The sequence below is a fragment of the Halobacillus litoralis genome (genome assembly GCF_009856355.1).
Lineage (GTDB): Bacteria > Bacillota > Bacilli > Bacillales > Halobacillaceae > Halobacillus > Halobacillus litoralis_B.
On sequence record NZ_WMEW01000003.1, the window covers coordinates 184089 to 209891 of the forward strand.

22 protein-coding genes are annotated in these 25803 nt (G+C 47.0%); 5 read left to right on the forward strand and 17 right to left on the reverse strand.

What is annotated here, in order from left to right; all coding sequences use genetic code 11:
* Positions 1-14: 14 nt before the first annotated feature.
* The gene (locus tag GLV97_RS06990) at positions 15-1331 is read right to left on the reverse strand and encodes a YheC/YheD family protein (protein WP_160889381.1); all 1317 of its coding nucleotides are present in this window, start codon (positions 1329-1331) and stop codon (positions 15-17) included.
* A gap of 107 nt (positions 1332-1438) precedes the next feature.
* On the opposite strand from GLV97_RS06990, the gene GLV97_RS06995 reads away from it, so the two are divergent.
* The gene (locus tag GLV97_RS06995) at positions 1439-2530 is read left to right on the forward strand and encodes a YheC/YheD family protein (RefSeq protein WP_160889382.1); all 1092 of its coding nucleotides are present in this window, start codon (positions 1439-1441) and stop codon (positions 2528-2530) included.
* A gap of 13 nt (positions 2531-2543) precedes the next feature.
* Here the strand turns inward: GLV97_RS06995 and GLV97_RS07000 are convergent, their stop codons facing one another.
* The 3 genes from GLV97_RS07000 to GLV97_RS07010 all read right to left on the reverse strand — a co-directional run bounded on the left by GLV97_RS07000 (position 2544) and on the right by GLV97_RS07010 (position 4416).
* Positions 2544-2927, reverse strand: a complete 384-nt coding sequence (locus GLV97_RS07000; RefSeq protein WP_160839382.1) for a GNAT family N-acetyltransferase — start codon at positions 2925-2927, stop codon at positions 2544-2546.
* A 220-nt stretch (positions 2928-3147) separates the two neighbouring features.
* Complete coding sequence (locus GLV97_RS07005) at positions 3148-3663, reverse strand: CBO0543 family protein (protein ID WP_160839384.1); 516 nt, start codon at positions 3661-3663, stop codon at positions 3148-3150.
* A 78-nt stretch (positions 3664-3741) separates the two neighbouring features.
* On the reverse strand, positions 3742-4416 hold the full coding sequence (locus GLV97_RS07010; RefSeq protein WP_160841275.1) for a transferase: 675 nt from the start codon (positions 4414-4416) through the stop codon (positions 3742-3744).
* A 139-nt stretch (positions 4417-4555) separates the two neighbouring features.
* Between GLV97_RS07010 and GLV97_RS07015 the strand changes: the two genes are divergently transcribed.
* Entirely contained in the window at positions 4556-5761 is a 1206-nt protein-coding gene (locus GLV97_RS07015) for a cytochrome P450 family protein (protein ID WP_160839388.1), read from the forward strand.
* Between the two features lie 189 nt (positions 5762-5950).
* On the opposite strand, the gene GLV97_RS07020 is transcribed toward GLV97_RS07015, so the two are convergent.
* Positions 5951-6682, reverse strand: a complete 732-nt coding sequence (locus tag GLV97_RS07020; protein ID WP_160889416.1) for a tryptophan-rich sensory protein — start codon at positions 6680-6682, stop codon at positions 5951-5953.
* A 227-nt stretch (positions 6683-6909) separates the two neighbouring features.
* Here GLV97_RS07020 and GLV97_RS07025 point away from each other — a divergent pair, with 227 nt between their 5' ends.
* Complete coding sequence (locus GLV97_RS07025) at positions 6910-7764, forward strand: SDR family oxidoreductase (protein ID WP_160889383.1); 855 nt, start codon at positions 6910-6912, stop codon at positions 7762-7764.
* A gap of 580 nt (positions 7765-8344) precedes the next feature.
* On the opposite strand, the gene GLV97_RS07030 is transcribed toward GLV97_RS07025, so the two are convergent.
* The 7 genes from GLV97_RS07030 to GLV97_RS07060 all read right to left on the reverse strand — a co-directional run bounded on the left by GLV97_RS07030 (position 8345) and on the right by GLV97_RS07060 (position 15110).
* On the reverse strand, positions 8345-9181 hold the full coding sequence (locus GLV97_RS07030) for a glycosyl hydrolase family 28-related protein (RefSeq protein ID WP_160839393.1): 837 nt from the start codon (positions 9179-9181) through the stop codon (positions 8345-8347).
* Positions 9182-9310: 129 nt separating this feature from the next.
* Positions 9311-10531, reverse strand: a complete 1221-nt coding sequence (locus tag GLV97_RS07035; protein ID WP_160839395.1) for a multidrug effflux MFS transporter — start codon at positions 10529-10531, stop codon at positions 9311-9313.
* A gap of 100 nt (positions 10532-10631) precedes the next feature.
* Positions 10632-11453: a MerR family transcriptional regulator gene (locus tag GLV97_RS07040; RefSeq protein ID WP_160839397.1), complete on the reverse strand. Its 822-nt coding sequence runs from the start codon at positions 11451-11453 to the stop codon at positions 10632-10634.
* Between the two features lie 26 nt (positions 11454-11479).
* A complete protein-coding gene (locus GLV97_RS07045) occupies positions 11480-12442 on the reverse strand; it encodes a siderophore ABC transporter substrate-binding protein (protein WP_160889384.1) in 963 nt (320 codons plus the stop codon).
* 22 nt (positions 12443-12464) lie between these two features.
* A complete protein-coding gene (locus tag GLV97_RS07050; protein WP_160889385.1) occupies positions 12465-13223 on the reverse strand; it encodes an ABC transporter ATP-binding protein in 759 nt (252 codons plus the stop codon).
* Positions 13217-14167: an iron chelate uptake ABC transporter family permease subunit gene (locus tag GLV97_RS07055; RefSeq protein WP_160889386.1), complete on the reverse strand. Its 951-nt coding sequence runs from the start codon at positions 14165-14167 to the stop codon at positions 13217-13219. Before GLV97_RS07055 ends, GLV97_RS07050 begins: the two co-directional genes overlap by 7 nt.
* Positions 14157-15110, reverse strand: coding sequence for an ABC transporter permease (locus GLV97_RS07060; RefSeq protein ID WP_160889387.1), 954 nt, complete (start codon positions 15108-15110; stop codon positions 14157-14159). The genes GLV97_RS07055 and GLV97_RS07060 overlap by 11 nt, the downstream gene beginning before the upstream one ends.
* A 401-nt stretch (positions 15111-15511) precedes the next feature.
* On the opposite strand from GLV97_RS07060, the gene GLV97_RS07065 reads away from it, so the two are divergent.
* Positions 15512-16399, forward strand: coding sequence for a fructose bisphosphate aldolase (locus GLV97_RS07065; protein WP_160841270.1), 888 nt, complete (start codon positions 15512-15514; stop codon positions 16397-16399).
* Positions 16400-16948: 549 nt separating this feature from the next.
* On the opposite strand, the gene GLV97_RS07070 is transcribed toward GLV97_RS07065, so the two are convergent.
* From GLV97_RS07070 to GLV97_RS07080, 3 genes are all read right to left on the reverse strand, one after another.
* Positions 16949-17881 (reverse strand): ribose-phosphate diphosphokinase, encoded by a 933-nt coding sequence (locus tag GLV97_RS07070; protein ID WP_160841269.1) that lies wholly within the window; start codon positions 17879-17881, stop codon positions 16949-16951.
* Between the two features lie 203 nt (positions 17882-18084).
* Entirely contained in the window at positions 18085-19881 is a 1797-nt protein-coding gene (locus GLV97_RS07075; RefSeq protein ID WP_160889388.1) for a YhgE/Pip domain-containing protein, read from the reverse strand.
* 2 nt (positions 19882-19883) lie between these two features.
* Positions 19884-21824, reverse strand: coding sequence for an efflux RND transporter permease subunit (locus GLV97_RS07080; protein ID WP_160889417.1), 1941 nt, complete (start codon positions 21822-21824; stop codon positions 19884-19886).
* Positions 21825-22096: 272 nt separating this feature from the next.
* Here GLV97_RS07080 and GLV97_RS07085 point away from each other — a divergent pair, with 272 nt between their 5' ends.
* Entirely contained in the window at positions 22097-22663 is a 567-nt protein-coding gene (locus GLV97_RS07085) for a TetR/AcrR family transcriptional regulator (protein ID WP_160839415.1), read from the forward strand.
* Between the two features lie 498 nt (positions 22664-23161).
* On the opposite strand, the gene GLV97_RS07090 is transcribed toward GLV97_RS07085, so the two are convergent.
* Positions 23162-23515: a hypothetical protein gene (locus GLV97_RS07090; protein ID WP_160839417.1), complete on the reverse strand. Its 354-nt coding sequence runs from the start codon at positions 23513-23515 to the stop codon at positions 23162-23164.
* A 19-nt stretch (positions 23516-23534) separates the two neighbouring features.
* Positions 23535-25769 (reverse strand): YhgE/Pip domain-containing protein, encoded by a 2235-nt coding sequence (locus GLV97_RS07095; protein WP_202410597.1) that lies wholly within the window; start codon positions 25767-25769, stop codon positions 23535-23537.
* Positions 25770-25803: the final 34 nt, after the last annotated feature.

A 25803-nucleotide genomic window follows, 5' to 3' on the forward strand; every position in this document is an offset into this window, starting at 1 on the left:
TCGAAGGACTGATTTCATTTGAACCCTGCGACGCGTTTCGCATACAGCATATTAGCCGTCCGGATACGGTTGGCAAAGTCTTTATCTCCTGTGAAATAAGCGACAAAATCATTCGGATTCCGGTGGTTGATTTCAATCAGCCACACACGCCCCTCTTGATCTACACCGATATCAATACCTAGTTTACAAAAATGAAAGCCACAATTTTCAATCACATTCGATGCATGGAGGGCCAGCTCCTCCATTTCCCGGATGAGGCCGGACACTTTCTGCTTATCGTTGAACATCTGTTCAAGCAGTGCCTCCGCAGGTTCGATTTTTCCACCTTGATGACGATTGCTTACGATATTCCCTTTTTGACTGTTTCTTCCCATCAGTCCAAAGCATACCCATCTCCCTTCTCCGTTTTTCACCATAACCGCCCGAAAATCATTGACTCTGTCATCATACTGAAGATCAAGAGCCTGCTGAACGATGAAGTCATTTCCTGAGAAAGCGTCCCTTAAGAAGACCAGCATCTCTGCAGATCGAGGGAAGAAAAGCTCTTCTTTCTCCTCCGAGTGAATATAATGCACGACCAGCCCATCCTCTTGTCGTATCACCTTCGCTACCCGCTTGCCCTGCATCCCTTTAACAGGCTTCACATAAACCGATCCATAGATTTCCAGCATTTCGAGAATATCTGCAGCGTCATGAAAGAATCTCGTATCCGGAAGGTACGTCTTCAAAAAAGAAGAAGATTGAAACCACGTATACATCTCCCATTTATTGAATGTCCCGGAATTAAATATTCGATCTCCGATGAATCTTCGAAAGTGCTTCTGCCATTTCTTTTTCAAAGGAACGCGTTTGAAGATGACCTGCGGAAACGGGTAAACACCGGCCTTCCAGCCGCCTTTTTCAGGGTGGTAGATATAGCCGGCCACGAGCTGTTTATCAACGTCTATGGCTTCATTGGAAAAAGCTATGACCGCTCCCCCGAACGAGGCATAATTCTTCACATAACGACGCAGCCTGTGCAGCATTTCCTGTAAGCCTGCCAGCCGGTTCGATGCGACAATACCGATGATTGGACCGATGTGAACGATGTTTTCCTCACACCTTATATCATAATGAGGCTCTAATGGAATCATCAGCCTATCAACCGCTTCCTCTGAAAAAATCATCTCATCCGTTTCCACTTGTTCAGATGTCCTAAGCGCCCCTCTGCACGTCTGCAGTCCAAATTCCCACGTGTAGACATGCCCGCTCGTCAGGCCCTTTTCCAAAGCGGAGGAAGGGTGGAGGGTTACCGACAGCCCGGCCTCTGTTCCTTTGTCCACTCGATACATACGTCTCCTCCTGTTCATTTTCCGGCTTCTTTTATATTTATGAATCACCGGAAAGAACATATCTTTTCTTCCTTTTTTACACATAGAATAAATGGAAAACCCGGGAGGTGGGAGACATACAGACAGACGAAACCATCGGCATCATCCTTCCTGCCAGCGTTTACGACCGCTTGGCAGACGGCAGGAGTCAGATCAATGTCCGCGCTTATCAGGAAGCCGCCGACCAGTTCAACTTGACGGCCGCCTTCTTCAAGGTAAAAGATATCAAACCCGGCAGGCCGACGATAAGCGCCTGGATCAAACAAGAAAATGGATATCATCAGATGACCATCCCTCTTCCAAAAGTCATGTATACCCGTGCTTTCTTGTCCAGGCGGCAGCAGAAGTTTCTAACTGAAAAAGGGATCCTTTTCTATAATCAAAAAGGCTTCAAGCACGACAAATACCGGATGCACACCATGATTGAGGAAGATCCTGAGCTCCGGCACTGCCTGCCCCGTACAGAAAGAGCAGACAGGACCACTTTCCATACGATGATGAGAACCTATGATTCTCTTATATTGAAGCCGGTGGACGGAAGCCTCGGGGCTGGGATTATGCACGTAGAAAAAGTTTCAAAGAACAGCTGGCGTGTGGAATTCCAGATGAAACGAAAGCAGTGGGAAACGAAGACGTTCCAGCATGAGATTCCTGATGTGATTCTAAAAGCCTTCGAAGCCAGACCTTATCTGATTCAGGAAAAGATTCTGCTTGCCACCCATGAAGGCCGGCCGTTTGACCTCCGCGTCGTTGTCCAGAGGGACCATACCGGAGAGTGGGTGCTGGCAGGGATCTTATGTAAAGTATCACCGAGCACGGATCAGTTCATCACGAATATCAGCCAGGGAGGAGATTCTCTGAGCTTTGATGAAGTGCTCACCAATCATCCTGACCTTCCGTTGGGTCAAACAAGGGACGTTATTGAAAAAACCGCCCTCCAGCTGGCCCGGCACATCGATAGGTACGCCAGACACATCGCAGATATTGCCTTCGATCTGGCCTTGGATGCTTCGGGGCGTGTGTATTTCATCGAAAGCAACTTCCGGGGGCGTTATGGAAACGTCCGTTATAAGGGGAAGCGTCTGGAGGAATGGAAAGCCAAGCATACCAACCCTGTCGGATACGGACGATTTCTATATGATCAAATGCAGCAGCCCTGAGCCGGAAACCGGGTCAGGGTTGTTTCCATTCCATACACGTGTAGCGCTTCCGTCTTCCTTTCTGCGTGAATCCGTACTTTTCATATATCGGACGGCTGTTTCTATTGCAGTACGCATAAACCCTATCCGTTTCCAAAGTAAGGACATGTTCCAGTCGTTTTTCAAACAGACGGCGGTACAACCCAAGTCCTCGGAATTCTTCAAGAACGAGATCACTTTTACATTTGACCCCGTATTTCGTCCTCCTGAAAGCACACACACCTGCAAGCCTCCCTTTGTAGTAGGCTCCAAGCCATACCGTTTTCCTCGTTTTCCTTAATTTCAGATGTTCCCTCTTGAAAGCACATTTCAAGGACAGGGCTTCTTCAAATGGAATTTCCTTAATTAAGATGTCCACGCTGTGTACTCCTCCGCTTTTTAATACGATATTCCACAGCGAAGTCACATGCTTGGATGCACAAAAAAAGACGCCTCTGTCGACGTCTTATTCCTTCTTATTGATTTTCTTTCCCGCGATGTACATCCACATCGCTGCGTAGGCAAGGAGCAAAAGAACCAAAAACAATGGAACTGACAGCAAATCACGAATGATCATATGTCCCACCCATCCCCCTTTATTATTTTAAGCTGTCCAGAGGAAACGGGAAGCATACATAAAACAGGACACCAATCGGAACAGCCAGAAGCAGAGCAAGCGCCGGACGCTTGTAATGTACCGCAAGGATGATAAACAACAGGGCATTCAACGGGATGTTGAGCCAGTTGTTCCATCCATGATCATAGACATACATCCCTTTCATGGAAAACAGCCACTCAAGCGCTGTATAGAAACCAATCCAGACGGCAAAGTAAAAGATGCGGTTGGATTTTGACTTCGGCATCCGCTGTAGAAAAATGACCAGCCCGGCTGGACATATGATGAATGTGAATGCGAAATTGATGATCGAATGGTTCAGCCACTCTGCCGTAATTCCACGGAAAGCCCACAATGTATGGTTGTAGTAAAAATAGTTATAAAGAAAATTAGCAAGCATAAAGAATAATACTGTTGGATACTGCCGGCGCCACTGAGTCCAGTCAATGAACCTCCAAGCAAACAAAACCCACACAATAATAACAAGCAGCAAATACATTGTTCATCCACTCCAATGATCTATTACCATCATTGTCGTCAATGAATGCGCCTTTTATACCTTCCTCCAGGGAAAAGACTACGAATCTAGAAAAAACTTCGCGTGGAAGTAATCGTCGAAATAGCTGTCCGGCATTGTTTTAATAACCAAGTGTGGGGACTGCCCGAAAACAACGCTGTTGGGTGGAATCTCCTCATCCTTAATAAAGGACTCCGCGCTGACAATCGTGTTCCTGCCGATCCGGGAGTTCCCAATCACGACGGCTCCCGCAAGCAGGGACACTCTTTCATCAAAAACGGGATAAATATCATGATTATTGCCAACGGTAATGTGCTGGGAAAACACAAAATAGTCCCCATAATCCGCCCTTCCGAGAAGGGTTCCGACCGGATGATCAAGAAAGAAGAGATCCGGAAGTTCAATTTCGTAATAAAGATCGACAGCATTCAAAGCCTTATTCAAATAATAGATTCGGTCTGCCAGTGAAAACGCCTCATACTCCCGGACAACTCGCGATAAATAGTATAGAAATACCGTATATTGTCCCGAATGAAAAGGATTGAAATAAACTTCTCCATCTTTTCTATAATACTTGTTCCGGCATTCGGAGAAATTTACAGCTGTTTTTTTGAGAGCTTTACTGACGGCTGAGGCAAGAAGAATCCCTTCCTTCTGCTTATCATATAAGAATAAATGATCGAGCTGTTTTTCGACTAACCGGGTGATATCCCGGACCGCGACCGCTGTTCTCACCGCTCCCACTCCTCATTCACAACATTTGTTTTACAATGTACGCCGCGGACACCAAGATATGCGTAAAGCAGGGGATTTGTGAGCCTTTCCCTCATCCCTTATACTCCATATATAAGGGAAAATAAGGAGGAATTTGGAAATGGGAGAAATGGAAACGTTGTATTCCTCACAGTTCAAAACAGGAGCCTATCCGTTTTATGAAGATAAACGGAGGACGCAGCCCGTCTTCCCCATGTCTGAGGACAATGGGTATACATCCTGGCTTGTTACGAAGTATGACGATGTCAAAGAACTATTAAAATCCTCAAGCTTTATTAAAGACCAGAGCCGTTTATACGCCACTAAAGACAAACCATCCCCGGATCAGGGGCTGAATATTTTCGAGAACATGATGCTCGATGCCGACCCACCCGATCATACGAGACTGCGAAAACTCGTCCAGCCTTATTTCAACCCAAAGACAATCAAACTTTTAGAACCACGCATTCACGAGATTACGGACGAACTACTCGCCGAAATGGAAAGTAAGACAGCACCGGTCGATTTAATTGATGATTTTGCTTTTCCGCTTCCGATTATAGTGATTAGTGAAATGCTCGGTGTGCCTGTTGAGGATCGAGAGAAATTCCGTAAATGGTCCAACACAATCGTAGCTGCCTCTGATAACATGGCGGGGGATTTCGTGGAGGATGTCGAAGCTTTCACCTTATACTTAACCGATCTCTTTGAAAAACGCCGGGCTCATCCCCGGGAAGACTTGATTTCCTACCTGCTCCAGACGGAAGATGAGGGCGACCAGCTGAGTAAGAATGAGTTGTATTCCATGGTTGTTCTGCTCATTATCGCCGGCCATGAAACAACCGTCAATTTAATAGGCAATACGATGTATGCACTATTTGAACACCCCGATCAGCTCAAACGGTTAAAAGAGGATCTATCCCTTGTACCTCAAACGCTGGAAGAAGGCCTGCGTTTCTATAGTCCCGTTGATTTTTCTACAGCACGGTGGGCCGCGGAGGATATGGATCTTCACGGAGAGACGATAAGAAAAGGCGACTTCATTTTGGCCTCGATCAGCTCAGCGAACCGTGATGAAGCGAAATTCATTCATGCGGATCATTTCGATATTACCCGGCAGAAAAATGCTCATGTCGCTTTTGGTTTCGGGATTCATTTCTGCCTCGGTGCGCCGCTCGCGCGCATGGAAGGAAAAGCGGCTGTTGAAAAGCTGCTCCACACATTTCCAGATATTCACCTTGATTCCGAACGTGAGCTTCCGGAATGGCGTCCCGTCTTCCTGCTCAGAGGCCTTCAGTCGCTGCCTGTCCAGCTATCCTACAGGTAATAAAGAAACCCAGGTCCGCATTTTCCGCGGTCCTGGGTTCTTTTTGTTCTCTCTTCCTGTATTTCACTTTAATCCCTTCATTTCAGTGCACAGCACGTCCGGCAGCAAGAAGGTACTTCAAAGATCCCTTGTATCAAAAAAGTGACCATACAAAAAGACGCCTCAAGGAGACGCCTTTCCATCAACCATTTATACCTTCCGCTGACGCAGGGCATAAAATACGGTAAGAACCAATAATAATCCGGCAAGAATATAGGCTGTATACACCACGCCCGGAACTCCTGCGCCTTCATTTTTTACAGCGATGCCAATAAACGCCCAGACGAAAACAAGTGGATAAATCCAGTCGTTCTGGCTGGTCATAAAGACTAAAGCAAGCAGGAACCCGACAATCAAAAGAAGGATCGTCCAGGCAGAGGCAGAAATCCCAAAGCCGTCCCATCCGATATACGTCAAGAAATAACTGATATTGGCAATCGTCGCGACACTGATCCATCCTAAGTAGACGGAAAAAGGAAGCCGCTCCCAAAACGAAGCTCCTGCTTCCTGAAGCTTAAGATAAAGGCGGATGAGCGTGAGCAGAAGGAGGAGCATAACAAGGACGGACAGGCCGAAGAACTCGTAATGCCACATGAAAATCCAAAAACTGTTCAACAGCGAGCTCAATACAAACAGGCCGCTCGTATTCTGGTACACCGGCAGATTTCTGCGGCTTTCCGGAAACATACTGAGCACCCATATGCCGAGTAATAAGTAAATAAGTCCCCATATACTGAACACATAGCCGGCGGGCGTGAACAGGACATCCAGCCTGTTCGATATTTCCCCTGTCGTCTGACCATTCAAAGGCAGTGCATTCGCCAACCCATTCACAATTACGACGAGGAGGAACGCAGCCAGATTCATCAGAAATTTCCCCATAACAAACATCCCTTCTATAAGTTGCTGATGTTTCATTATTATTCCTTCTCACCCCGGAATAAAACATATCCGTACCAACCAGAAAATAAATCCAAACGATTTTATATTTTCCTCTTGCGTTAGAGTTCACTCCAACCATTATAGTTACGTTGAACAATCCGGATTGATGATGATCAAATGATGCCACATGGATAAAGAGAGCCAAAACAATAAAGGATGGGATGACAATGAATAAAAGGATTGCTGTTGTTACGGGAACTTCCTCAGGCCTTGGCCTTGGAATTAGTAAAGTCTTAGCAGAAGCAGGATGGAAGGTTTATGCAACGATGCGGAACCTCGATAAAGGAACACCGGTAAAGGATCTGCAGCAGTCAGGACTGGATATCGAACTTCTCCAGCTGGACGTACAGTCACAAGTGTCTGTAGATCAGGCTGTCCAAACCGTGATTGACGAAGAAGGCCGCATTGATTTGTTTATCAACAATGCAGGCATAGGCTTCATCCGCAACACCGAACAATCGTCAGAAGAGGATTACAAACGGATCTTTGATATCAACACATACGGACCGATCCGCTGCACAAAAGCCCTGCTCCCTCACATGAGAACACAGAAAGCAGGACGTATCGTATCCATCTCCTCTGTCGGCGGACTCGTCGGACAACCGATGCATGAAATTTACTGTGCGTCTAAATTTGCACTGGAGGGCTATTATGAAAGTCTTGCCACCTATGTAACCCCCTATTTCGGCGTTGAATTTATGATTGTCGAACCCGGTGGTATTGAATCGGAATTTGCCAATTCTGTTCTTGCAGACATTGAAAAGACAGGTGGATTTCCAAAGGACGAGTATGAACAGGTCCTCAACGATTTCATGGGACAGCGGGGGAATCAAGATTCAGGAGTGTTCCAGACGCCTGAAGAAATTGCCGAGCGCATGATGGTGGAATTAGAGAAAGACACCCTTCCCCTTCGGATGAGAACCTCGGAATGGTCTGAGGAATTCACGAAGTTGAAAACCTCTGCCGATCCAACCGGTTTGAAGCAGACCGCCATGGTTACTTCCAGTCTTCTCGGAAAATAAAGAAAAGACCATCCTGCACTCAGGATGGTCTCTGCTTGTAGAGAAACCCCTGTTTCTTTATAAGCTTTTTTCTTTCTTACCGCCGGGAGCGAAAGCCCCTTCTCTTTCCGCGGACGAGCGGACGAGCGGACGAGCGCCCGAGCTTCCTCGCAAAACCCACGCTCGGCGATCTCGGACCACTCGTTCTTCCGCAGGAGTGGAAGAGGCACCGCTCCTTGGGGGTTCTCTAAAAATCGAAAAAGACTCTTCTTCATATTCCCGCAGGCAGAGGGCATCAGCGCAGCCCATGCCGTTCTTTTGAATCTGCTATGCAACGCTCGACTTTCTCTTTTCTCATACGGCATATCCACTTTCCTTCATTGTATCGCAGCGTAGTTTACCACAGGGACCGGCACGAAGAGCGTTCGATGGTGACGCCTGCGGGAACAGCTGAGGCCGTGCCCGCGGCAGGCATCCGCCGATAAGCGGAACGTGCCCTCTCAACACGACATGCGGACAACTCTAACTGGTTAACTCAAGCTTTTTCTACAGCCAAAGACCATTCTGCACTCAGGATGGTCTTTCTTCATAATTCGCGGCCTTAGTAGGTATTGTCCGTCCCTTGGTCAAGGACGCTGTGATTCCCACGGAGCCTGCACTCTGTATGACTGCTGTTAGAAGTCAGATGAACGAGATCTCCCATCTGGGAAGCGAGGTAAGCATCCCAGATCATTCCCTGCAGGTAATTGTAATCTCCTGTGACACGAACAGCGCTCCGGCTGATACTGGAGAGCTGGATCTGCAGGTTCGTAAAGTTGTTGCCGCTTGCTTCATTCGGAATAGTTTTGGAAGAATTCATCCATATCCCTCTGACACAGTCATCAATGGTGACATTCATAAAATTATTAGCATTTACCCAGCTGTAACCGGAGGAAGGTTTCGTTACCCTTACTTCTAAAGCTGTATGAAGCCCCACGGCTTTAATATCGTCAAATTGCAAAAAGGAAATTTCATCAGAAGGCTGGCTGGAAGATAGATAGATTCCGGTGCCCTTATGAGATCCCGACCAGTTCACCATATTAATCTGTTGAAACCTGGAGCGGTTCCAGGAGTTGTAATACTTGTACTTCCCATCAAACACAAGAATTCTACGGTTAAAACGGCTGTCGTCTATCGCGATATAAGCGCCTGTGATTCCCGCATTCTTCTCAATATGCAGCACATCCTGATTGCCATATACAACAAAGCGGGCGTCATAAGCAAAGATCAGACTTACCCCTTCCCGAAGAATCAACGTTTCAGTAATGACATAATCTCCATCCGGTACATACACAACACTTGGATTTCCATTGATTGCTGCATGATCAATCGCCTGCTGCACTTTCTGTGCGTCACTCCCGGTGAAATCTGTAACAAAAACAGCATGATCCTGATTCAATTTTTTCCTACCTCCACGCGGTTATCTGAAAGTAGAGCCCCGCTGTTCTCCGGCACTTCATGCCTTCTATCATTCTATGCAGGTCCAGCCATGCCCGTCCCTGCTGAGCAGCGATCATTTGTCAGGGAATCAGGAAACCGAATGTTTCACAGGGCGGTTCAGGAGCATATAAAACAACACAGCTGCGGTTGAGCAGGAAGCAATGACAAGAGCCATTGGAAGGGCGCCGTCCCCAAGACCTACGAGCGGTGAAGCGATGGCTCCGAGTAAGAAAGGCAGCAGCCCCAGCAGCGCTGAGGCACTACCAGCCTGCGCAGCCTGATTTTCCATAGCCAGTGCAAAAACAGTCGTATTGACGATCCCAACACTTGTCACAGCAAGGAAAAGTGTCAAACATATTAGAATCACAGGGGCTTCCATCAGGGCCGCACCGACAAGGAGAATCCCACCAACAAACGCTTGAAGCAGTCCATAGCGGAACAAGGCTGTGCCGCTGATTCTTTGACTGAGCCATCCGGTAAGCTGCGTCGCCGCCACAAGGCCCAGTCCATTCACTGCAAAAACAAGACTGAACTGCTGGGCGGATAATTCATACACTTCTTGAAGGACAAAGGTCGAACCGGAAATATAAGCGAACATCCCACTCATAATGAACCCTTTACTTAACACATAGCCCATAAAGGTCCGGTCTTTGATCAATGAACCAAACGTCTCTATGGTCTCCTTCAGTCCCCCTGTTTTACGGTTCTGCTCAGGAAGTGTTTCTTCTAAAAACAAGGCTGCAGCAAGAAGCATGATAAGGCCAAGACCCGTAAGCACACCAAAAATGCCACGCCACGGCATCACCTGCAGCAGCTGTCCACCCGCTACAGGTGCAAGAATCGGGGCAAGACCGTTTACAAGCATGAGCAAGGCGAAGAATTTTGTGAGCTCAGGTCCTGAAAACAAGTCTCTTGCTGTTGCTCTTGAAATGACCAGTCCGGCCGCGCCGGACAATCCCTGCAGGAGCCTCAAAGCCACAAAGCTCCAGATGGAACCTGTAAACAAGCATAAAAATGAAGCCAGCATATAAACTCCGAGCGCAATGATCAACGGCTTTTTCCGACCTCTGACATCACTTAACGGCCCCATCACCAGCTGACCGACAGCAAGGCCGATCAAACAAGCCGTCAAACTGAGCTGGGTCATCGATGTTGTCGTTCCAAGCTCATCCGCTATTGTGGGAAGCGCTGGAAGATACATATCTATGGTCAACGGACCGAAGGCACTCAATGATCCTAAAATAAAAATAAATACAGCAACAGGACTCCGTTTATTCGTGTTTTCCTGATAAGCTTCTGTGTGATTCATCCGTTCGTTCCTCCTTTATACATACCGGGCTATTGTACGGGGTCCCCCCACTGGAGGGTCAACCACAAAAAAAGACTGCCGGAAATTTCCCGACAGCCTTTTACTGTTTCACTTTCATTTGAATTTCCCTGGTATGTTCTTCTTCCTTATGAGAAATAAACGATTCCACGATGGTACGGACGAGAAACGGCCCGTCCGGTTTCCAACCAGCATTCTCAATGCTTTCCAGGATTCTCTGATAAACTTCCGGACTCCGGCTTTCCTGCGCTTTCACATAGGATGCCGCATAAAAGCCTTCCTCAAGAACTTTCCGCTTATCGTGTGATTCTTCCTGATTTTCATCCAGGGTGATGAAAACAGCACTGTAATCGACAGACTCCGATTTAAAAACATCCGCCTGTTCTACGACCATACCAACCGTGCCGACCATGATTGGAGATTTAGCACTCACCTGCTTTTTCAACGTACGGAGAACCTCTTCTACATCATCCAGCTTTCCAAATCGTCCCCGCACTTCAATGATCGAACGTTCCGGATAGAAGTCCACGTTCGTCTGATTTCTAACCCGATGATCCTTGGAGGATTCAAGTTCCGATATCTTCTGATGAAGAAGCCGGTTCATACGAGTAAGATCTTCAATCAGCTCTTCATTTTTCTGTTTGTACTCCGCCAGCACTTCAATGAATTCATCCACTGTACTGTGCTCGACCTTTCTCTTGATTTCCCGGAGCGGTACACCCATATTTTTCAAAAAAGTGATCATGTCCAGTTTCTTGAATTGTTCAATCGAATAATACCTGTATCCGGTCTGTTCATCCACTTCATAAGGAACGAACAGACCGATATCATCGTAATAACGAAGGGTTTTGACCGAAATGTTATTCAGTTTGGACATTTGGCCGATCGTAAACGTTCTTTTCATCTTTCCCCCTCGCTTCTATCTGATGTTTATTCTTCCAAAGCACTCTTCACTTCCTCAGCCATAAGGTCGATCGGAGGAAGTCCACTTGATAAATACCACAATTCAGGATCCAAATAAATGATCTGGTCATTTTGAGCCGCTGTCGTACCGTTTACCAAGTCGTTGTTCAATGTTTCAGCTGCTGCGGATTCTCCATTAACCACTTGATCACGGTCGACAACGAACAGGTAGGACGGGTCTTTTTCCGCAATATACTCAAAAGAAATATCCATCCCGTGCGTAGATGATTCGATATCATCAGCTGTCGGCTTCACTCCGAATACATCATGAAGCATACCGAAACGTGATCCAGGACCATAGGCGCTTACCTTTCCACCGTTGGACAGAACAACAAGACCATCCTGTCCATTGCTTTCCGCTGTTTCTTTCATAGACGCGACGGTTTCATCAAGTTCCTCAAGCTTGGTCTGCACTTCATCTTCCTTATCAAAAATCTGCCCCAGTGTTTCCATGCCCTGTTTATAGGATGCCATAAAATCAGCTGGATCAGCCGATAGATATAACGTTGGTGCAATGTCCTTCAGTTCCTCGTAGGCCTCTCCCTGGCGTCCGGCAATAATGATCAGATCCGGCTGCATTTCATATATCGTTTCAAAATCCGGCTCTTTCAAACTTCCAAGATTCGTATAGTCCTCACCTTCATACTTGGAAAGATACGAAGGGATGTTACTTGATTTTGCCACACCTGAGGCTTCAATTCCAAGCTGATCCAGCGCAGACAGTGTACCATAGTTGAAAACAGCTATTTTTTCAGGGTTTGCCGGCACTTCTGTTGTCCCTAATTCATGTTCAATAGTAAAAGTTTCATTCGTTTCTTCCGATTCATTATCCGTTTCAGCTTCCGCACTGTTCCCTTCTCCCTGAGATGAACAGGCCGCCAAAAACATAACAGCAGCAATAAACAAACCGAACAACCATACTTTTTTCATCATCGACTCATCCTTTTTTCTTTTATTTAAAATGTAGACAAATTCGTTCACCATTAATTAGCTGCACAGGAATATCCATGTCATAGACTTCCTTCAGCATGTCACTATTGATCATTTCCTCCGTCGGGCCTTCCCGGACAATCTCTCCCTCCTTCAAAGCAACAATACGGTCGGAGTAGCAGGAGGCAAAGTTAATGTCGTGAATCACAATGACCACCGTTTTTCCCATTTCCTCAACCATTTTCCTCAGCGATTTCATAATTTGTACGGAATGCTTCATGTCCAGGTTGTTCAAAGGTTCATCGAGCATCACGTAGTCCGTATCCTGTGCAATGATCATGGCAATGTAAGCCCGCTGCAGCTGACCGCCACTCAACTCATCGATATAACGCTCCTGGATCTCCTCAAGCTCCATATAATGGATGGCTTTGTTGATTTCCACCCAGTCCTCTTTTGTTAAACGCCCCTGCGAGTAAGGGAAGCGTCCAAAACTGATCAAATCACGGACTTGGATCCTCAGATCAATATGATTGGACTGTTTCAGAATGGAAAGCTCTTTAGCCAGATCGTTCGGCTTAATTGAATGAATATCCCGGCCGTGCAGAAGCACCCGGCCCTCATCCTTGGAAATCAGCCGGCTGAGCATGGAAAGCAGGGTGCTTTTCCCTGCCCCGTTCGACCCTATGAATGATGTGATTTTTCCGGGATGGATATCCACGGATAAATTTTCTATGATTTTTTTCGAGCCATACGTTTTTGATACGTGTTTCACTTCTACCATGAACGATTCTCCTTCAACAATAAGTAAAGAAAGTAAACACCGCCGACGAAGTTAACGATGACACTGATTGGGATCGAGAATGTGAACAGATGCTCGACGATAAACTGCCCACCTGCCAGTGTGATGATGCTGATCAAAACGGCTCCCATAATCAAGAAGCTGTGGCGGTAGGTTTGAAACAGCTGATGTGCGACGTTGGCGACGAGCAGGCCGAGAAATGTGATCGGCCCCACCAATGCTGTCGATACAGAAACAAGGACAGCGATAATGATCAGCCAGCGCCGGACAATTTTGTTATAAGGAATTCCGAGGTTCACGGCCTGGTCCTGTCCAAGGGCCATGACATTCAAATATTTCAACATAGGCAGAGCATAAACCCCGGTTAGAATAATAATGATGACGGAAATACCAAGCAGATCATCATTGACATTGTTGAAGCTGGCAAACATGGAATCCTGAACAATCGAAAATTCATTCGGGTCAATCAGCATCTGCATGAAGGAAGAGATGCTGCTGAAAAAGGTCCCGCATATAATTCCGATCAAAAGCAGGAAGTAAATATTACGCTGCTCCATTCTGAAAACAAGCCTGAACAGAAGCAGAGCGAACAGAACCATTAAACCTACAGACAACACAAAGTGGAATCGATTCTCCATCATCGCCAGCTGCTGCCCGCCGAATACAAATACGATGGCCGTCTGGATCAGCATGTACAAAGAATCGAGTCCGATTAAGCTCGGCGTCAAAATCCGGTTATTCGTAATCGTTTGAAATATGACGGTGGAGAAAGCGATACAGCTTCCCGTCAAAATAATAGCGGCGACTTTCATCAACCGGCGCGGAAATACATAGCCAATGGCCGGTCCGATATCCCAGAACAAAAAGAGACCTGAAAAAGCGGCAGCCAGCCCCACAAGCAGGAGGATTTTCTTTTTAAGAAGCATAAGCATTCCTCCTTAACAGCAGAAACAGGAAGATGCCGCTTCCAAGAACGCCCACCGTTAAACCAATGGATATTTCATATGGGAAGATCAACACACGTCCAAGAATGTCGCATACAAGAACGAAAAGGGCTCCCAAGAGAGCGGTGTGGATCAAATTTTTCTGCAGGTGGTCTCCCTGATAGATGGACACGATATTCGGAATGATCAAGCCCAGAAACGGCAGAGAGCCGACCGTCAGCAGAACAATGGACGATACGAACGCGACAATGACAAGACCGATGTTTACGATCTGTTTGTACTGGAGCCCCAGGTTGCTCGCAAAGTCCCTGCCCATTCCGGCGATCGTAAAGCGGTTGGCATAGAAGTAGGCAATAATCAAAGCCGGAATGCTCAAATACAACAGCTCGTACCTTCCTTTTAATATCATCGAGAAATCTCCCTGCAGCCAGGAGCCGATGCTCTGGATCATATCAAAACGGTAGGCGATGAACGTTGTCAGAGACCCAACGATATTCCCGAACATCAAACCAACGAGCGGGATAAAAATGGTGTCCTTGAATTTGATCCGGTCGAGAATCTTCATGAATAGAAATGTCCCGGCCAGCGCAAACACAAAAGCGACGGAAACCTTCATCAGCATGCTCGCTGTCGGAAAAAGGATAAGCGCTGCAAGAATGCCGAGCCTCGCAGAGTCCATCGTCCCGGCCGTTGTCGGTGACACGAATTTGTTCCGGCTCAGCTGCTGCATAATAAAGCCGATGACACTCATGCTCATCCCTGCAATCAGAATACTGAGCAGCCTTGGGATCCGGCTGACAAACAGAATCTCCTGCTGCTGGGAGGTCAGCCTGCCAATGTCCATAATGGACAGCTCCGATACGCCGATGAAAATAGATGCTATGGATAAAATGACTAAAGTTACAGCTAAGTATAAAACTCTCATACACGTACTTCTTAATGGAATGCCTCAATCTCCAACACGACAAAGATAATCATTCTCAATTAAAAAAGCTGGACCTCCCCTCTATTCTTTCTAATATACTCCATTATAATGATAACGATTATCATTATCAACAAAATTTTCGATCTATTTCTACACGAGAACCTTTAGGCTTCTTTCCATGCTAAACCCTCCAGTAACTGGAGGGTCAATAATAATAGCGCTCTACAGCAACTACGGACTCCTTTCCCCCTCCTATTCCTGCATCACTTAAGAACAACAGTTTTTTGTTGGAGAATAGGAAAAAGAAAAAGTTTTGAAGGAGATGATCGGATGTTAAAGAATAGGTGATAGAGGGAAAAGGATCCATGGAGTTTCTAAATTTCGTAAAAGGAGCGGATTTCATGAACACCCGTCATTTTGAACGAATGAAAAATGAAGAAGGATTTATTGCTGCACTGGACCAGAGCGGTGGAAGCACACCTAAGGCTCTTGCTGCCTATGGCGTACACGAGGATGCTTATGCCAATGAGGAGGAAATGTTCAACCAGGTCCACCAGATGAGAACAAGAATTCTCACCTCCCCTTCCTTCAATGCAGAACAGATTCTCGGAGCCATCCTATTTGAACAGACGATGGACCGTGAAGTGGAAGGGAAATTCACAGCAGACTACCTTTCTTCCAAAGGTATCGTTCCTTTTCTTAAAGTGGACAAAGGACTTGCAGAAAAGGAAAACGGTGTCCAGATGATGAAGCCGATCCCTGACCTTGATGATATGCTGCGACGTGCCAATGAACGCAACATCTTTGGGACAAAAATGCGTTCTGTCATTCACGAAGCGAATTATGAGGGCATCAAAGCTGTCGTCGACCAGCAGTTTGAAGTCGCTAAAGAAATTCTTGCTGCCGGCCTTGTACCAATCATTGAACCGGAAGTAGACATCAACAGTGAGGAAAAAGAAAAATGTGAGGATATTCTGCGCGGTGAGATCCTCAATCAGCTTAATCAGCTGCACGAAGATCAAAACGTGATGCTGAAGCTGACGATCCCTACGAAACCGAACGCGTACCAGGAAATCATCAACCATCCACGTGTGGTTCGTGTTGTCGCTCTTTCCGGTGGATACTCCCGTGAAGAAGCCAATGAAAAGCTGAAGGATAATGAAGGTCTGATTGCAAGCTTCTCCAGAGCCCTTGTCGGCGATCTGCATGTGGATCAGTCACAGGAAGAGTTCGACCAGTCCCTGAATCATTCCGTAAGCTCCATTTATGAAGCTTCCGTCAATAAATAAACAGCCAAAAAACCTCCGCTGATATGAGCGGAGGTTTTTGTTTGTAGATAAAACACTTTTTCCTACAACCTTCGGGAGCACAAACCATTTCCTTTCCGCGGACGAACGTCCAAGCCTCCTCAGGAAAACCGCCTTCCGGGGTCTCGGCCGCCCGTTTTTCCGCAGGAGTGAAATGGTTTGTGCTCCCTCCGGTCCTGAAGAGGCCTTTTTTTATCTCCCTTATAAATGTAAAGTTATGAAAAGAATGATCCTCTGTTTAATAAAAGAACCACCCCTTTCAGCCATGATAAGGGAAGGACACGGGGAGCGTTCGGTGGTGACGCCTGCGGGAACAGCGCGAGCCGAAGATCCACTTGGTCAAGTGGTTTTGTTGACCAAGTTAGCTGAGGCCGTGCCCGCGGCAAGCATCCACTTGGTCAAGTGGTTTTGTTGACCAAGTTAGCTGAGGCCGTGCCCGCGGCAAGCATCCACCGATAAGCGGACCGTGGCCCAGGCACAGAGCTGAGAGGTAAAAAAACCCCCGCTTTTGAAAAGCGGGGGTTTTAATGATTAATCGAACAGTACACTGACGGACTGCTCTTTCTGTACACGTGTCAACGCATCGGCAAACAACGGGGCAACGGATAGAGATACAATCTTATCGATACGCTTCTCCTCAGGAAGATAAACGGAGTTCGTCACGACCAATTCCTTGATCGGTGAATCCTCGATGATCTTCACTGAAGGATCGGACAATACGGCATGGGTGCCGCATGCGTATATATCATTGGCTCCCTTTTCAAGAAGAGCGGCAGCCGCTTGATCGATGGTTCCAGCTGTATCAATCATATCATCCACGATAATGACATTTTTCCCTTCAATGTTTCCAACCACATTCAAGGCTTCTGCCATATTTGGTTCAGGACGGCGTTTATCCACGAAGGCTATCGGCGCATCCAGAATATCCGCCATGCGGCGTGCCCGGCGCAGACCACTCGTATCAGGAGCGACAACGACGACATCCTCGATGTTTTTCTCCTTGTAATACTGAGCAATAATCGGAATGCCGAGCAGCTGATCGACCGGAATGTTGAAGAATCCCTGAATCTGCGGTGCATGCAGATCAAGAGCCACGACTCTTGATACGCCTGCTTTTTCCAATAGGTTAGCAACCAATTTGGCCGTAATTGGTTCACGCGGACGTGCTTTCCGATCCTGACGAGCATACCCATAATAAGGAATGACCACATTAATCGTTTTGGCAGACGCCCTCTTCAAAGCATCCACCATGATCAAAAGCTCCATGATGTGTTCATTGACCGGCTGGGCCGTCGATTGAATCAAGTAAATATCATCACCACGGACACTTTCCTCGATCGTGATCTGAATTTCACCATCACTGAACCTCACTACAGAACTTTCTCCTAAAGGAACATCCAGAATATCTGAGATTTCCTCTGCCAACGGTTCGTTGGAGTTAAGCGTAAACAGCTTCATGCTCATCTTGATCTCTCCCGTACGTAAGAATTCAAATGGAGCCTATGTCTTTCTTTATATCCTGATAAACATTTACACCATTTTTATTTTGAGTTTACATTGCTGTGTTATTCCAATAAAGAGTATACTATACCATTTCGAGTTTCGAAACTCATTCACTCCATTAAAAAAAGCCTTCTCCCCCATCAAGGAGAGAAGACGGCCGTGATCTAGCGGAACAGATCCAAAAAGCGGTCCCAGAGACTTTTCTCGTCTTCCTGCTCCTGCTCTTCTTCCTGCTCTTCTTTTTTAATACTTTCTGTTTTGATGACAAATTGAACGGATTCAATATTCTCATTCTCTTCGGAAACAAAAGAGACCGGTTCGAAATCGGAATAATCATATTCGCTCATCAGCTGGTCGATTTCCGACTGCATTTCCTCAGGCAGATCACTCGTGGAGGCAGAAAGTTCTGATGTACCATTCTGAAGATCAGCAGCTCCGGATTGCAAGTCTGCCGTTCCACTCGTCAAACCACCGATACCGGCATGCACCTCTTCATACGATCCGGCCAGCTGTCCGACACCGTTCGTATAGTCTACAAGTCCGGCATGAAAATCATTGTACTGTGAGGAGAAACCCTGTATGCCCTGCTGCAGTTCCTTGATGGATTCATCCACATTCACACTGCCTAGATTTGTTTCGATCGTATCCGCAGCCGCTGCGAGCTGATCATTGATCTCACTCAAGGAAGCTACTGCCTGATCCAGGGCAGGACCTGCCGCATCAAATGCGCCTTCTGCATCTCCATAGACCGCTTTGGCTTCCTGAGCTGCGTGATACGTTTCAATGAGATGATCGACCACTTCCTGATCGACTCCTGACTCACGAAGCGCCTGGATATCCTCCTCAGTCACTTCATACCCCGGAATGGAGGCCATCGCCTCATCCAGTTGATCGTGAGCATTGGTATAGTTTGTTCTCAAATCAACCAGGCCATCTTCCGCTTTCTGAAGACCGGAAGAGAGTTCTCTCAAGTTCTCCTGCATTTGTGAGAGGTCTCCAAGGTTCAAATCCCCCGGCCCCTGTGAAGCCAGTCGGCTCATTTCCGCAAGCGCACTTTTGATCGAGGCGGAACCTTCGACAAGGGAAGCCGAACCACTGTTCAATTCCTGGATGCCGTTCAAATACTGTTCTGATCCACTATAGACCTGCGCTGTTCCGTTATTCAGTTCAGCAATCCCGTCGGCAAGGCCGGAAGCTCCATCATTGATAGCGGCGGTTGCATCCGCGAGTGAATTCATATCCTTCTTCACGCCATCAATATCTGGCTCTTCCATGGATAAAGAGGCAGGCACCGCTGCCATTTCGATGCTGTCCATTTCGATATTCTCAGCATCGGCTGTCACTTTGAAGCTTTCTTCTTTCTCAGGAAGAACGGTGAACGTAACTTGTCTGTCTTTCCCTGAATTGGCGACCGTTCCGTCCGGTGCCTCAATATTCTCGAAGATTTCTGCATCTAAAGGGACCGTAATCTGCACGGTATAGTTGTTGAAAAAGACAGGATCGGCCCCTTCTTTTTCTGACGTCTCGATACCGATTTCCAGCTGTCCATCCTTTCCAAGGAGTTCTTCCGGATTGATTTCTTCTCCGTCCAGCTTATAGGAAAAATTGATGTTCCAAGGAAGATTTTGATCTTCAAGATTCCCCTGGTAATAAAACTCCTCTTCTTCAGCTCTCACTTCAATCCGCGAGTTTTTCTGTTTGATTTCATTTACATTCGTTAAATTTTCCACACTGGAATATAGGCCGTAATCGACAATGGTTCCCGGATCTTCAATATCAAAGTTATTGACTACATACATGTCTTTCTGGCTTCCATCTGCATTCAAAGTGGCATATACGACTTCACGCTTTTCAGAGAAACTGCCTTCCTCCGCTTTTCCATCTTCTTCAGCAGAAGCAGGGGCGGCGGGCACAGCAAGAAGAAAAGCCATGATCAGCAGAGATGAACGTTTACCTATCATTATCATTTCCCCTTATAAAAGTTTGCTTTCCATGTCGTTTTTTCAATCAACCGATCCAGAATCACAAGAAGTGCAGGCAGGACGAGGACGACCATCAGAAACGCGAGCAGCGCTCCTCTCCCCAGCAGAAGACCAATAGACGAAACAATCGGATTCGTTGAGGTCATCCATAAAATAAAGCCGACACTGGACAATATCGAAGCCGAAACAAAAATGGCGAAAATCTTGTCATCAATCGTTTTCTTAATCGCCTCAAGCGCTGACATGTCTTTCCGCAGATGATTGTAATTCTCCGTAAATAAAATGGCATAGTCTACGGTCGCTGCCAATTGAATCGTGCTGATCAATAGATACCCGACATAGACGAGCGGCGTATCCATGAAATATGGAAAAGCGAGGTTCACCCATACCGAGGCCTGAATCGTAATAAGCAGGACGACCGGGATGGAAACGGAACGGAACGTAAGAATCAATACAGCCGCAACCGCAGCGATGGTCAGCCAGTTCACAAGGGTATTATCCTTCTGCACAATATTTTTCATATCATACAACGTAACGCTTTCCCCCAGCAGATGGGTCTCCTCATAGTAGCCATCTGCGGTTTCTTTCACCTCTTCAATAAGAGAAAAGGCCTTTTCACCTTCCGCATCGGTTTCCGTATATAAGGTGATTCTAGCGTAATGCTCGGAATAAAACGATTCGGTCACGGATTGTTCTAAATACTCAGGTGGAATCGCCGGGCTGACGATATTGACATAGGACACGACGCTCGAGACATCTGTAAGCTGCTCCAGGTCCTGAACAAGCTCCTCCTCTTTCGCCCGGTCTCCTTCAGGTACGAGGAGAACCATCGGGATGTTCTTGCCAAAAGAATCCTGGATGGCGGCTACATCCTGACCGGCCCTTGTGTTCTCCGGCTGTTCTCCTGTTCCATAAATAAAGCTCGTTTCATTTTGAGCCAGAAAAGCAGGCACAATGATGATCAGAAGCAGAATAAAACTCGGCAGACGCAGCTTCATCACGTGACGGCCGATCCCCTTGAAATCAGGTACAAACGGACGGTGCTTGGTCTTATCGATCCAATGATAAAACATCATCGTCAGCGCAGGCAGGAAGACCATCACACTGATAAAGCTGAGAAGTATTCCTTTCAAAAGGTTCAATCCCAGATCGGCGCCGATACCGAAGTCCATGAAGGTTAAGGCGGTAAACCCAAAGAATGTTGTCGAGGCACTCGCGACAATCGCCGGAAAAGAACGTTTCATCGCCAGCTGCATCGCTTCCTTCGGATCCTCGACTTCCTTCCGGTAATCCGAAAAGCTGTGGAGGAGGAATATCGCATAGTCGAGCGAAACGGCCAGCTGTAGAATCGGAGCGACCGACTGCGTGACAAAGGATATCTCTCCGATGAAAATGTTGGTGCCTAAATTAATCAGGACGGATACACCAATGGCCACGAGGAAGAAGACCGGTTCCATCCATGAGGTCGTCGATAAAATTAAAATCAGAATGATGATTGGAACGAGCAGTGCTGCCGCATACATCGATTCACTGCCTGTCATTTTCTGCGAGACGGCTGTGTTAACGGCTTCACCAGCTACCGCGTTCTCTTCTCCAATCAGTTCATAAATCGCGTCTGTGGCTGCAACTTCCTCCCCTTCCTCAATGTGAAGGGAATAGAGTGCTTTTTGATCCAGGTAATAGGATTCAACAGTATCCGCAGAAGCCATCTCCAATGGTACTTTCACATCGATGATATCATCGAGCCATGTGACACTTTCGACACCATCCACGTTCTCCAGCTGCTGCTTATAGCTGAGCGCTTCGGTGATCGAAACATCCTCAATCATGACCCTGGCATTTTCCACCGGTTCATCGAATTCCTGCTCCATCAAGTCCACCGCTTCAATCGAAGGGGCGTCCTCCGGCAGGTAATCAATCATATTGTAGTTGACGGACACGGCGAACTGAGCCGCCGCACTTAACAGCGTAAGTATAACAAAAATAAGGACAATACTTTTTTTATGCTTTATGATTCGTGCTGTCCATCCGATAAAGCGTCACCCTCTCTTGCATCTCCCATTCATACACTATACTATTTTATTGACACCGTGTTGGATATTCAACAAACAGTTTTTTAAATTTCGTCATTTATCCAACATACCTGTAGGCGAATGTTGGATTGTCATAAAAATGTAAAAAAAGGAGTCCCGCTATGAGTGAAAAAATGGACCGCCGCAAAAAGTATACCCGCCGCGTACTGAAGGAAAGTCTGATCCACCTGCTGAACGAGAAGCCGATCGCTGACATTACTGTAAAAGAGATCTGTGCACGGGCGGACATCAACCGCTCCACGTTCTACACCCACTATTCCGACCAGTACGATCTGCTGGGTCGGATTGAAGAGGAAATTACAGCCGATATGAACACCTATCTCAGTCAATATGATCATGAACTGGAGGAAGAATCGATTCAGATGACAGAGAAAATCCTTACGTATGTCCTTGAAAATAAGCTCCTTTTTCAAACGCTCCTGAAAGGAGAAGCAGCTCCCTCCTTTGAAAAACGGATGATGAATTTGACGAGAGGATTCATGCTGGATAATTTAACATCGGATAAGGTCATTTCCAAACAGGAATCCGAGTACGTCAGCACGTTTGTGATCAGCGGCGTTATCCACGTGATTAAAGACTGGATACAGAACGACATGGACCAGCCGCCAGAGGAAATGGCGGTCATGGTCAATCATTTCATCCTCCATGGCCTTTCCCATTTCGATTAAAAAAGCCGCTTACGTTCCATAACGTGAGCGGCTTTCACGCTGTAGAAATCATACATGTCATCCAGTAGAGTTGTCTGTATGTCCGGGTAGTGGTCACGTTCCGCTTATCGGTGGATGCTTGCCGCGGGCACGGCCTCAGCTAACTTGGGCAGGAAAACCACCTGCCCAAGTGGATCTTCGGCTCGCGCTTTTCCCGCAGGCGTCACCACCGCACGCTCCTCGCGCCAAAAGTACAGCACATACGAAAGGAAAATGGGTATCTTATCAGAGAAGGACAATTTGAGCTTAGCTTCGCAGATTCAAAAGAGCTGCACTTACGCCGTAATTTTCGTTCGCGTGGAAATGACAATGGTCTGAAACAAACGCTGATGACAGCTGATTATAAGAAGATAAAAAAGATTACCCTCTACCCAGCAACGGTGCAGGTACTAGAAAAACACTGGACTTGTTTCCAAACTGAAAGCCGCTTGCGTCTGACGACGCAAGCGGCTTTATCAATCATGATTCATGTTTTCTGGCTTCTCGTTCTTCGGTTACCTGCACGACAGGCTCATCCCATGGGTGAGCGGCATAAATGCCCTGCTCAATCACTTTGGTCAGCAGTCCCTCGTCCCTCGGTATGGAAAATTCAATGCGGAAGGAAGTCACCCGTTCCTTTTCTCCCTTTTTCCCTTCCGTAGGTACGGCAGTGCCGGATGGGACGAACTGCTCCATCCCATCCTTCGTCTGCCACATCACATTCTTGTACTGACCGACCTGCAGTTCATCCACGCTCAACACACTTTGAATGACTTTGTCGGCATACTCTGGAATCACATACGTTTTTACACGGTAAATATCGACAAGCTTCATCGGATCTCTCCTTTTTTTGTTAATGGAACAGTCCGGATTCCCTTGATTTAGCCTTCACTTGTCTTGTCCGGTTATGCAGCGGTCCTTTCAGGAAGATTCCAATCAATAGAAAGACCCCGCCGAATATACCTAAAAACAACAGATCCGTTTTTACGCGTGCCGGCACAATGCCTCCGACGGCTTCCCGCATCAAATCGATGGCGTAGGAAAACGGGAGGAATGGATGAATCGTCTGGAAAAACTCAGGAAGAAGAGCCACTGGGTAAGTCCCTCCTGATCCGGCGATCTGGAGCACGAGCATGACAATCGCTCCGGCCTTTCCGACGTCACCAAGCACAGACACAAGAGTGAAGACGAGCGTCATAAAGACAAAGCTGATCAGCAGCCCGAACAGGACAAACGGAACAACTTCGGCCACCCCGATATCAAGAAGAAATACATTTCCAAGCGTGACGACAAGTGTCTGAAGGAACCCGATACTCACAAACGTTGCGAGTTTACCGAAGTATTGCTCATAGCTCCGGTATTCCTGAAGGTTGACTGGATCCGTAGACAATAACGATACCAGCAGCAGAGCACCGACCCATAAGGACAGGACCGTATAGAACGGTGTCATGCCTGTGCCGTAGTTTTCAATCGGGAACAAGGCATTTTTGCTTAAAGTGACCGGTTCTTCAAAGAAGTTCTCCTCGGCTGACGGGTCATTTTTCAACAGTTCGATGATTTCATTGATATCCGTCTCTCCCTGGATATCACGAATCCGGTCTGCCATTTCATTCACTTTTTGATTGACGTACGGATATTCATTCATCATGTACTCGAGAATATCCTGCCCTTCGGCAATGTTCCCCTCCGTGCTGTTCAGAATACGCTCGACTTCCGGAACCGTCGATTGGACATCCACCAAAATGGAGCGGGCATTTGCGAGTGTGCTCTGAGCTTTATCGATTTCCGCAAGCACCTGCGGCTCAATGTTTTCGTTGTATTCTTTCAAGAAAGCATCAATCTGATCCGCTGTTTCTCCCGACTTTTCTTCAAGGGAGGAGAGGGTTTGGTCGATATTTTCCTGGGCTTCCGATAATCGATCGCCGATTTGACTGCTGTCTTCTTGAATAGCGGTGAGCGCATCTTCAATGGCCTGCACATCAGCAATCGCCTGGTCAATCGTTTCCTCAGGAATCTGCGGGGACGGCTGCGGCGTATTTTCTTCATTCCCCTCTTCCCCATTGTCTTCCTGGTTTTCTTCATTCGCTTGACTGGTCTGCTGCTGTTCCTTCACTTGTTGAAGAAGCTCTTCGACCGCAGCGATTTCCTCCAGGGACTGACTCGTCCGGCTGTTGATTTGATTGCGTATTTCACCAATCGACTCCACATTCACATCAACCGACCGGGCCTCCTTCAAGAAGGCATTCACGTCCTCAGCTGTCTGCTGGGCCGCGTTCAAATCTTCCTTCACCTGTGGTGAAAGTTCGTTCAAACGCTGCTCGGCATCATCAATGAATGCTGTCGTTTCATCAATGGTACTCAGCCCTTCTCCTGCTGCCTGCTCGGCCTGCGGGATGAGCCCCTGCACATTGTTGATGACAGACGAGGCATCCTGGGAGTCGTCATAGGCATCGGAAATCAATTGATAAATTTCCGGTAGATTCTCTTCCAATTTAAAAATGTATTCTTCAAAGCGTTTAATGTCCGGCAGGTCGTTTTCCAATTCAAGTCCAAGGTCATTGAAGAGCTCAGCAACCGTCCCGTTCACTTCTGATATGAACTGGCTGGTAATTTGATCGACCAGCACGGTGGCTCCTTTTTCAGTGATCTTAGGAGCGATGGCATTAATCTTTTCGTTTACATAGTATTGAACTTCCGACTTTTCCGGATTTCCTTCAACGACTGTTCCTAAGTGTTCAGAAAAGGTCTCCGGGATGACAATGACAGCATAGTAATCCCCGTATTCCAGCTTATCCATGGCCTCATCACGATCTGTAAACTGCCAGTCGAAACTTTCTTCATCCTTCAAGTTATCCACTAATTCCTGACCGACATCGATATCCTTATCACGGACAACGGCCCCCTGGTCTTCATTGACCACGGCTACAGGCAGCTGGTCCGTCTGACTGTAAGGGTCCCACGATGCCTTGATATTAAACCAGGCATACAGGGAAGGAAGGACAGCGAGTCCCAGAATCAAAATCAACGCTACCCAGTTCGTGGCGGTATTTTTCCAGTCTCTGCTGAATATTTTCCATATGTTCTTCATTTATGATGCTCCTATACGTTCGTCATGTTTTTTG

Excerpts from the sequence above, each read along its gene's own strand:
- GLV97_RS07050 (WP_160889385.1), bottom strand. The coding sequence starts at position 13,223 with ATGGTAGAAGTGAAACACGTATCAAAAACGTATGGCTCGAAAAAAATC.
- GLV97_RS07045 (WP_160889384.1), bottom strand. The coding sequence starts at position 12,442 with ATGAAAAAAGTATGGTTGTTCGGTTTGTTTATTGCTGCTGTTATGTTT.
- GLV97_RS07075 (WP_160889388.1), bottom strand. The coding sequence starts at position 19,881 with ATGATAGGTAAACGTTCATCTCTGCTGATCATGGCTTTTCTTCTTGCT.
- GLV97_RS07015 (WP_160839388.1), top strand. The coding sequence starts at position 4,556 with ATGGGAGAAATGGAAACGTTGTATTCCTCACAGTTCAAAACAGGAGCC.
- GLV97_RS07040 (WP_160839397.1), bottom strand. The coding sequence starts at position 11,453 with ATGAAAAGAACGTTTACGATCGGCCAAATGTCCAAACTGAATAACATT.
- GLV97_RS07025 (WP_160889383.1), top strand. The coding sequence starts at position 6,910 with ATGAATAAAAGGATTGCTGTTGTTACGGGAACTTCCTCAGGCCTTGGC.
- GLV97_RS07090 (WP_160839417.1), bottom strand. The coding sequence starts at position 23,515 with ATGAAGCTTGTCGATATTTACCGTGTAAAAACGTATGTGATTCCAGAG.
- GLV97_RS07065 (WP_160841270.1), top strand. The coding sequence starts at position 15,512 with ATGAACACCCGTCATTTTGAACGAATGAAAAATGAAGAAGGATTTATT.
- GLV97_RS07005 (WP_160839384.1), bottom strand. The coding sequence starts at position 3,663 with ATGTATTTGCTGCTTGTTATTATTGTGTGGGTTTTGTTTGCTTGGAGG.
- GLV97_RS06990 (WP_160889381.1), bottom strand. The coding sequence starts at position 1,331 with ATGTATCGAGTGGACAAAGGAACAGAGGCCGGGCTGTCGGTAACCCTC.
- GLV97_RS07055 (WP_160889386.1), bottom strand. The coding sequence starts at position 14,167 with ATGCTTCTTAAAAAGAAAATCCTCCTGCTTGTGGGGCTGGCTGCCGCT.
- GLV97_RS07080 (WP_160889417.1), bottom strand. The coding sequence starts at position 21,824 with ATGATTGATTACCTGCCGGAGGACGCCCCTTCGATTGAAGCGGTGGAC.
- GLV97_RS07020 (WP_160889416.1), bottom strand. The coding sequence starts at position 6,682 with ATGGGGAAATTTCTGATGAATCTGGCTGCGTTCCTCCTCGTCGTAATT.
- GLV97_RS07035 (WP_160839395.1), bottom strand. The coding sequence starts at position 10,531 with ATGAATCACACAGAAGCTTATCAGGAAAACACGAATAAACGGAGTCCT.
- GLV97_RS07085 (WP_160839415.1), top strand. The coding sequence starts at position 22,097 with ATGAGTGAAAAAATGGACCGCCGCAAAAAGTATACCCGCCGCGTACTG.
- GLV97_RS07070 (WP_160841269.1), bottom strand. The coding sequence starts at position 17,881 with ATGAGCATGAAGCTGTTTACGCTTAACTCCAACGAACCGTTGGCAGAG.
- GLV97_RS07095 (WP_202410597.1), bottom strand. The coding sequence starts at position 25,769 with ATGAAGAACATATGGAAAATATTCAGCAGAGACTGGAAAAATACCGCC.
- GLV97_RS07060 (WP_160889387.1), bottom strand. The coding sequence starts at position 15,110 with ATGAGAGTTTTATACTTAGCTGTAACTTTAGTCATTTTATCCATAGCA.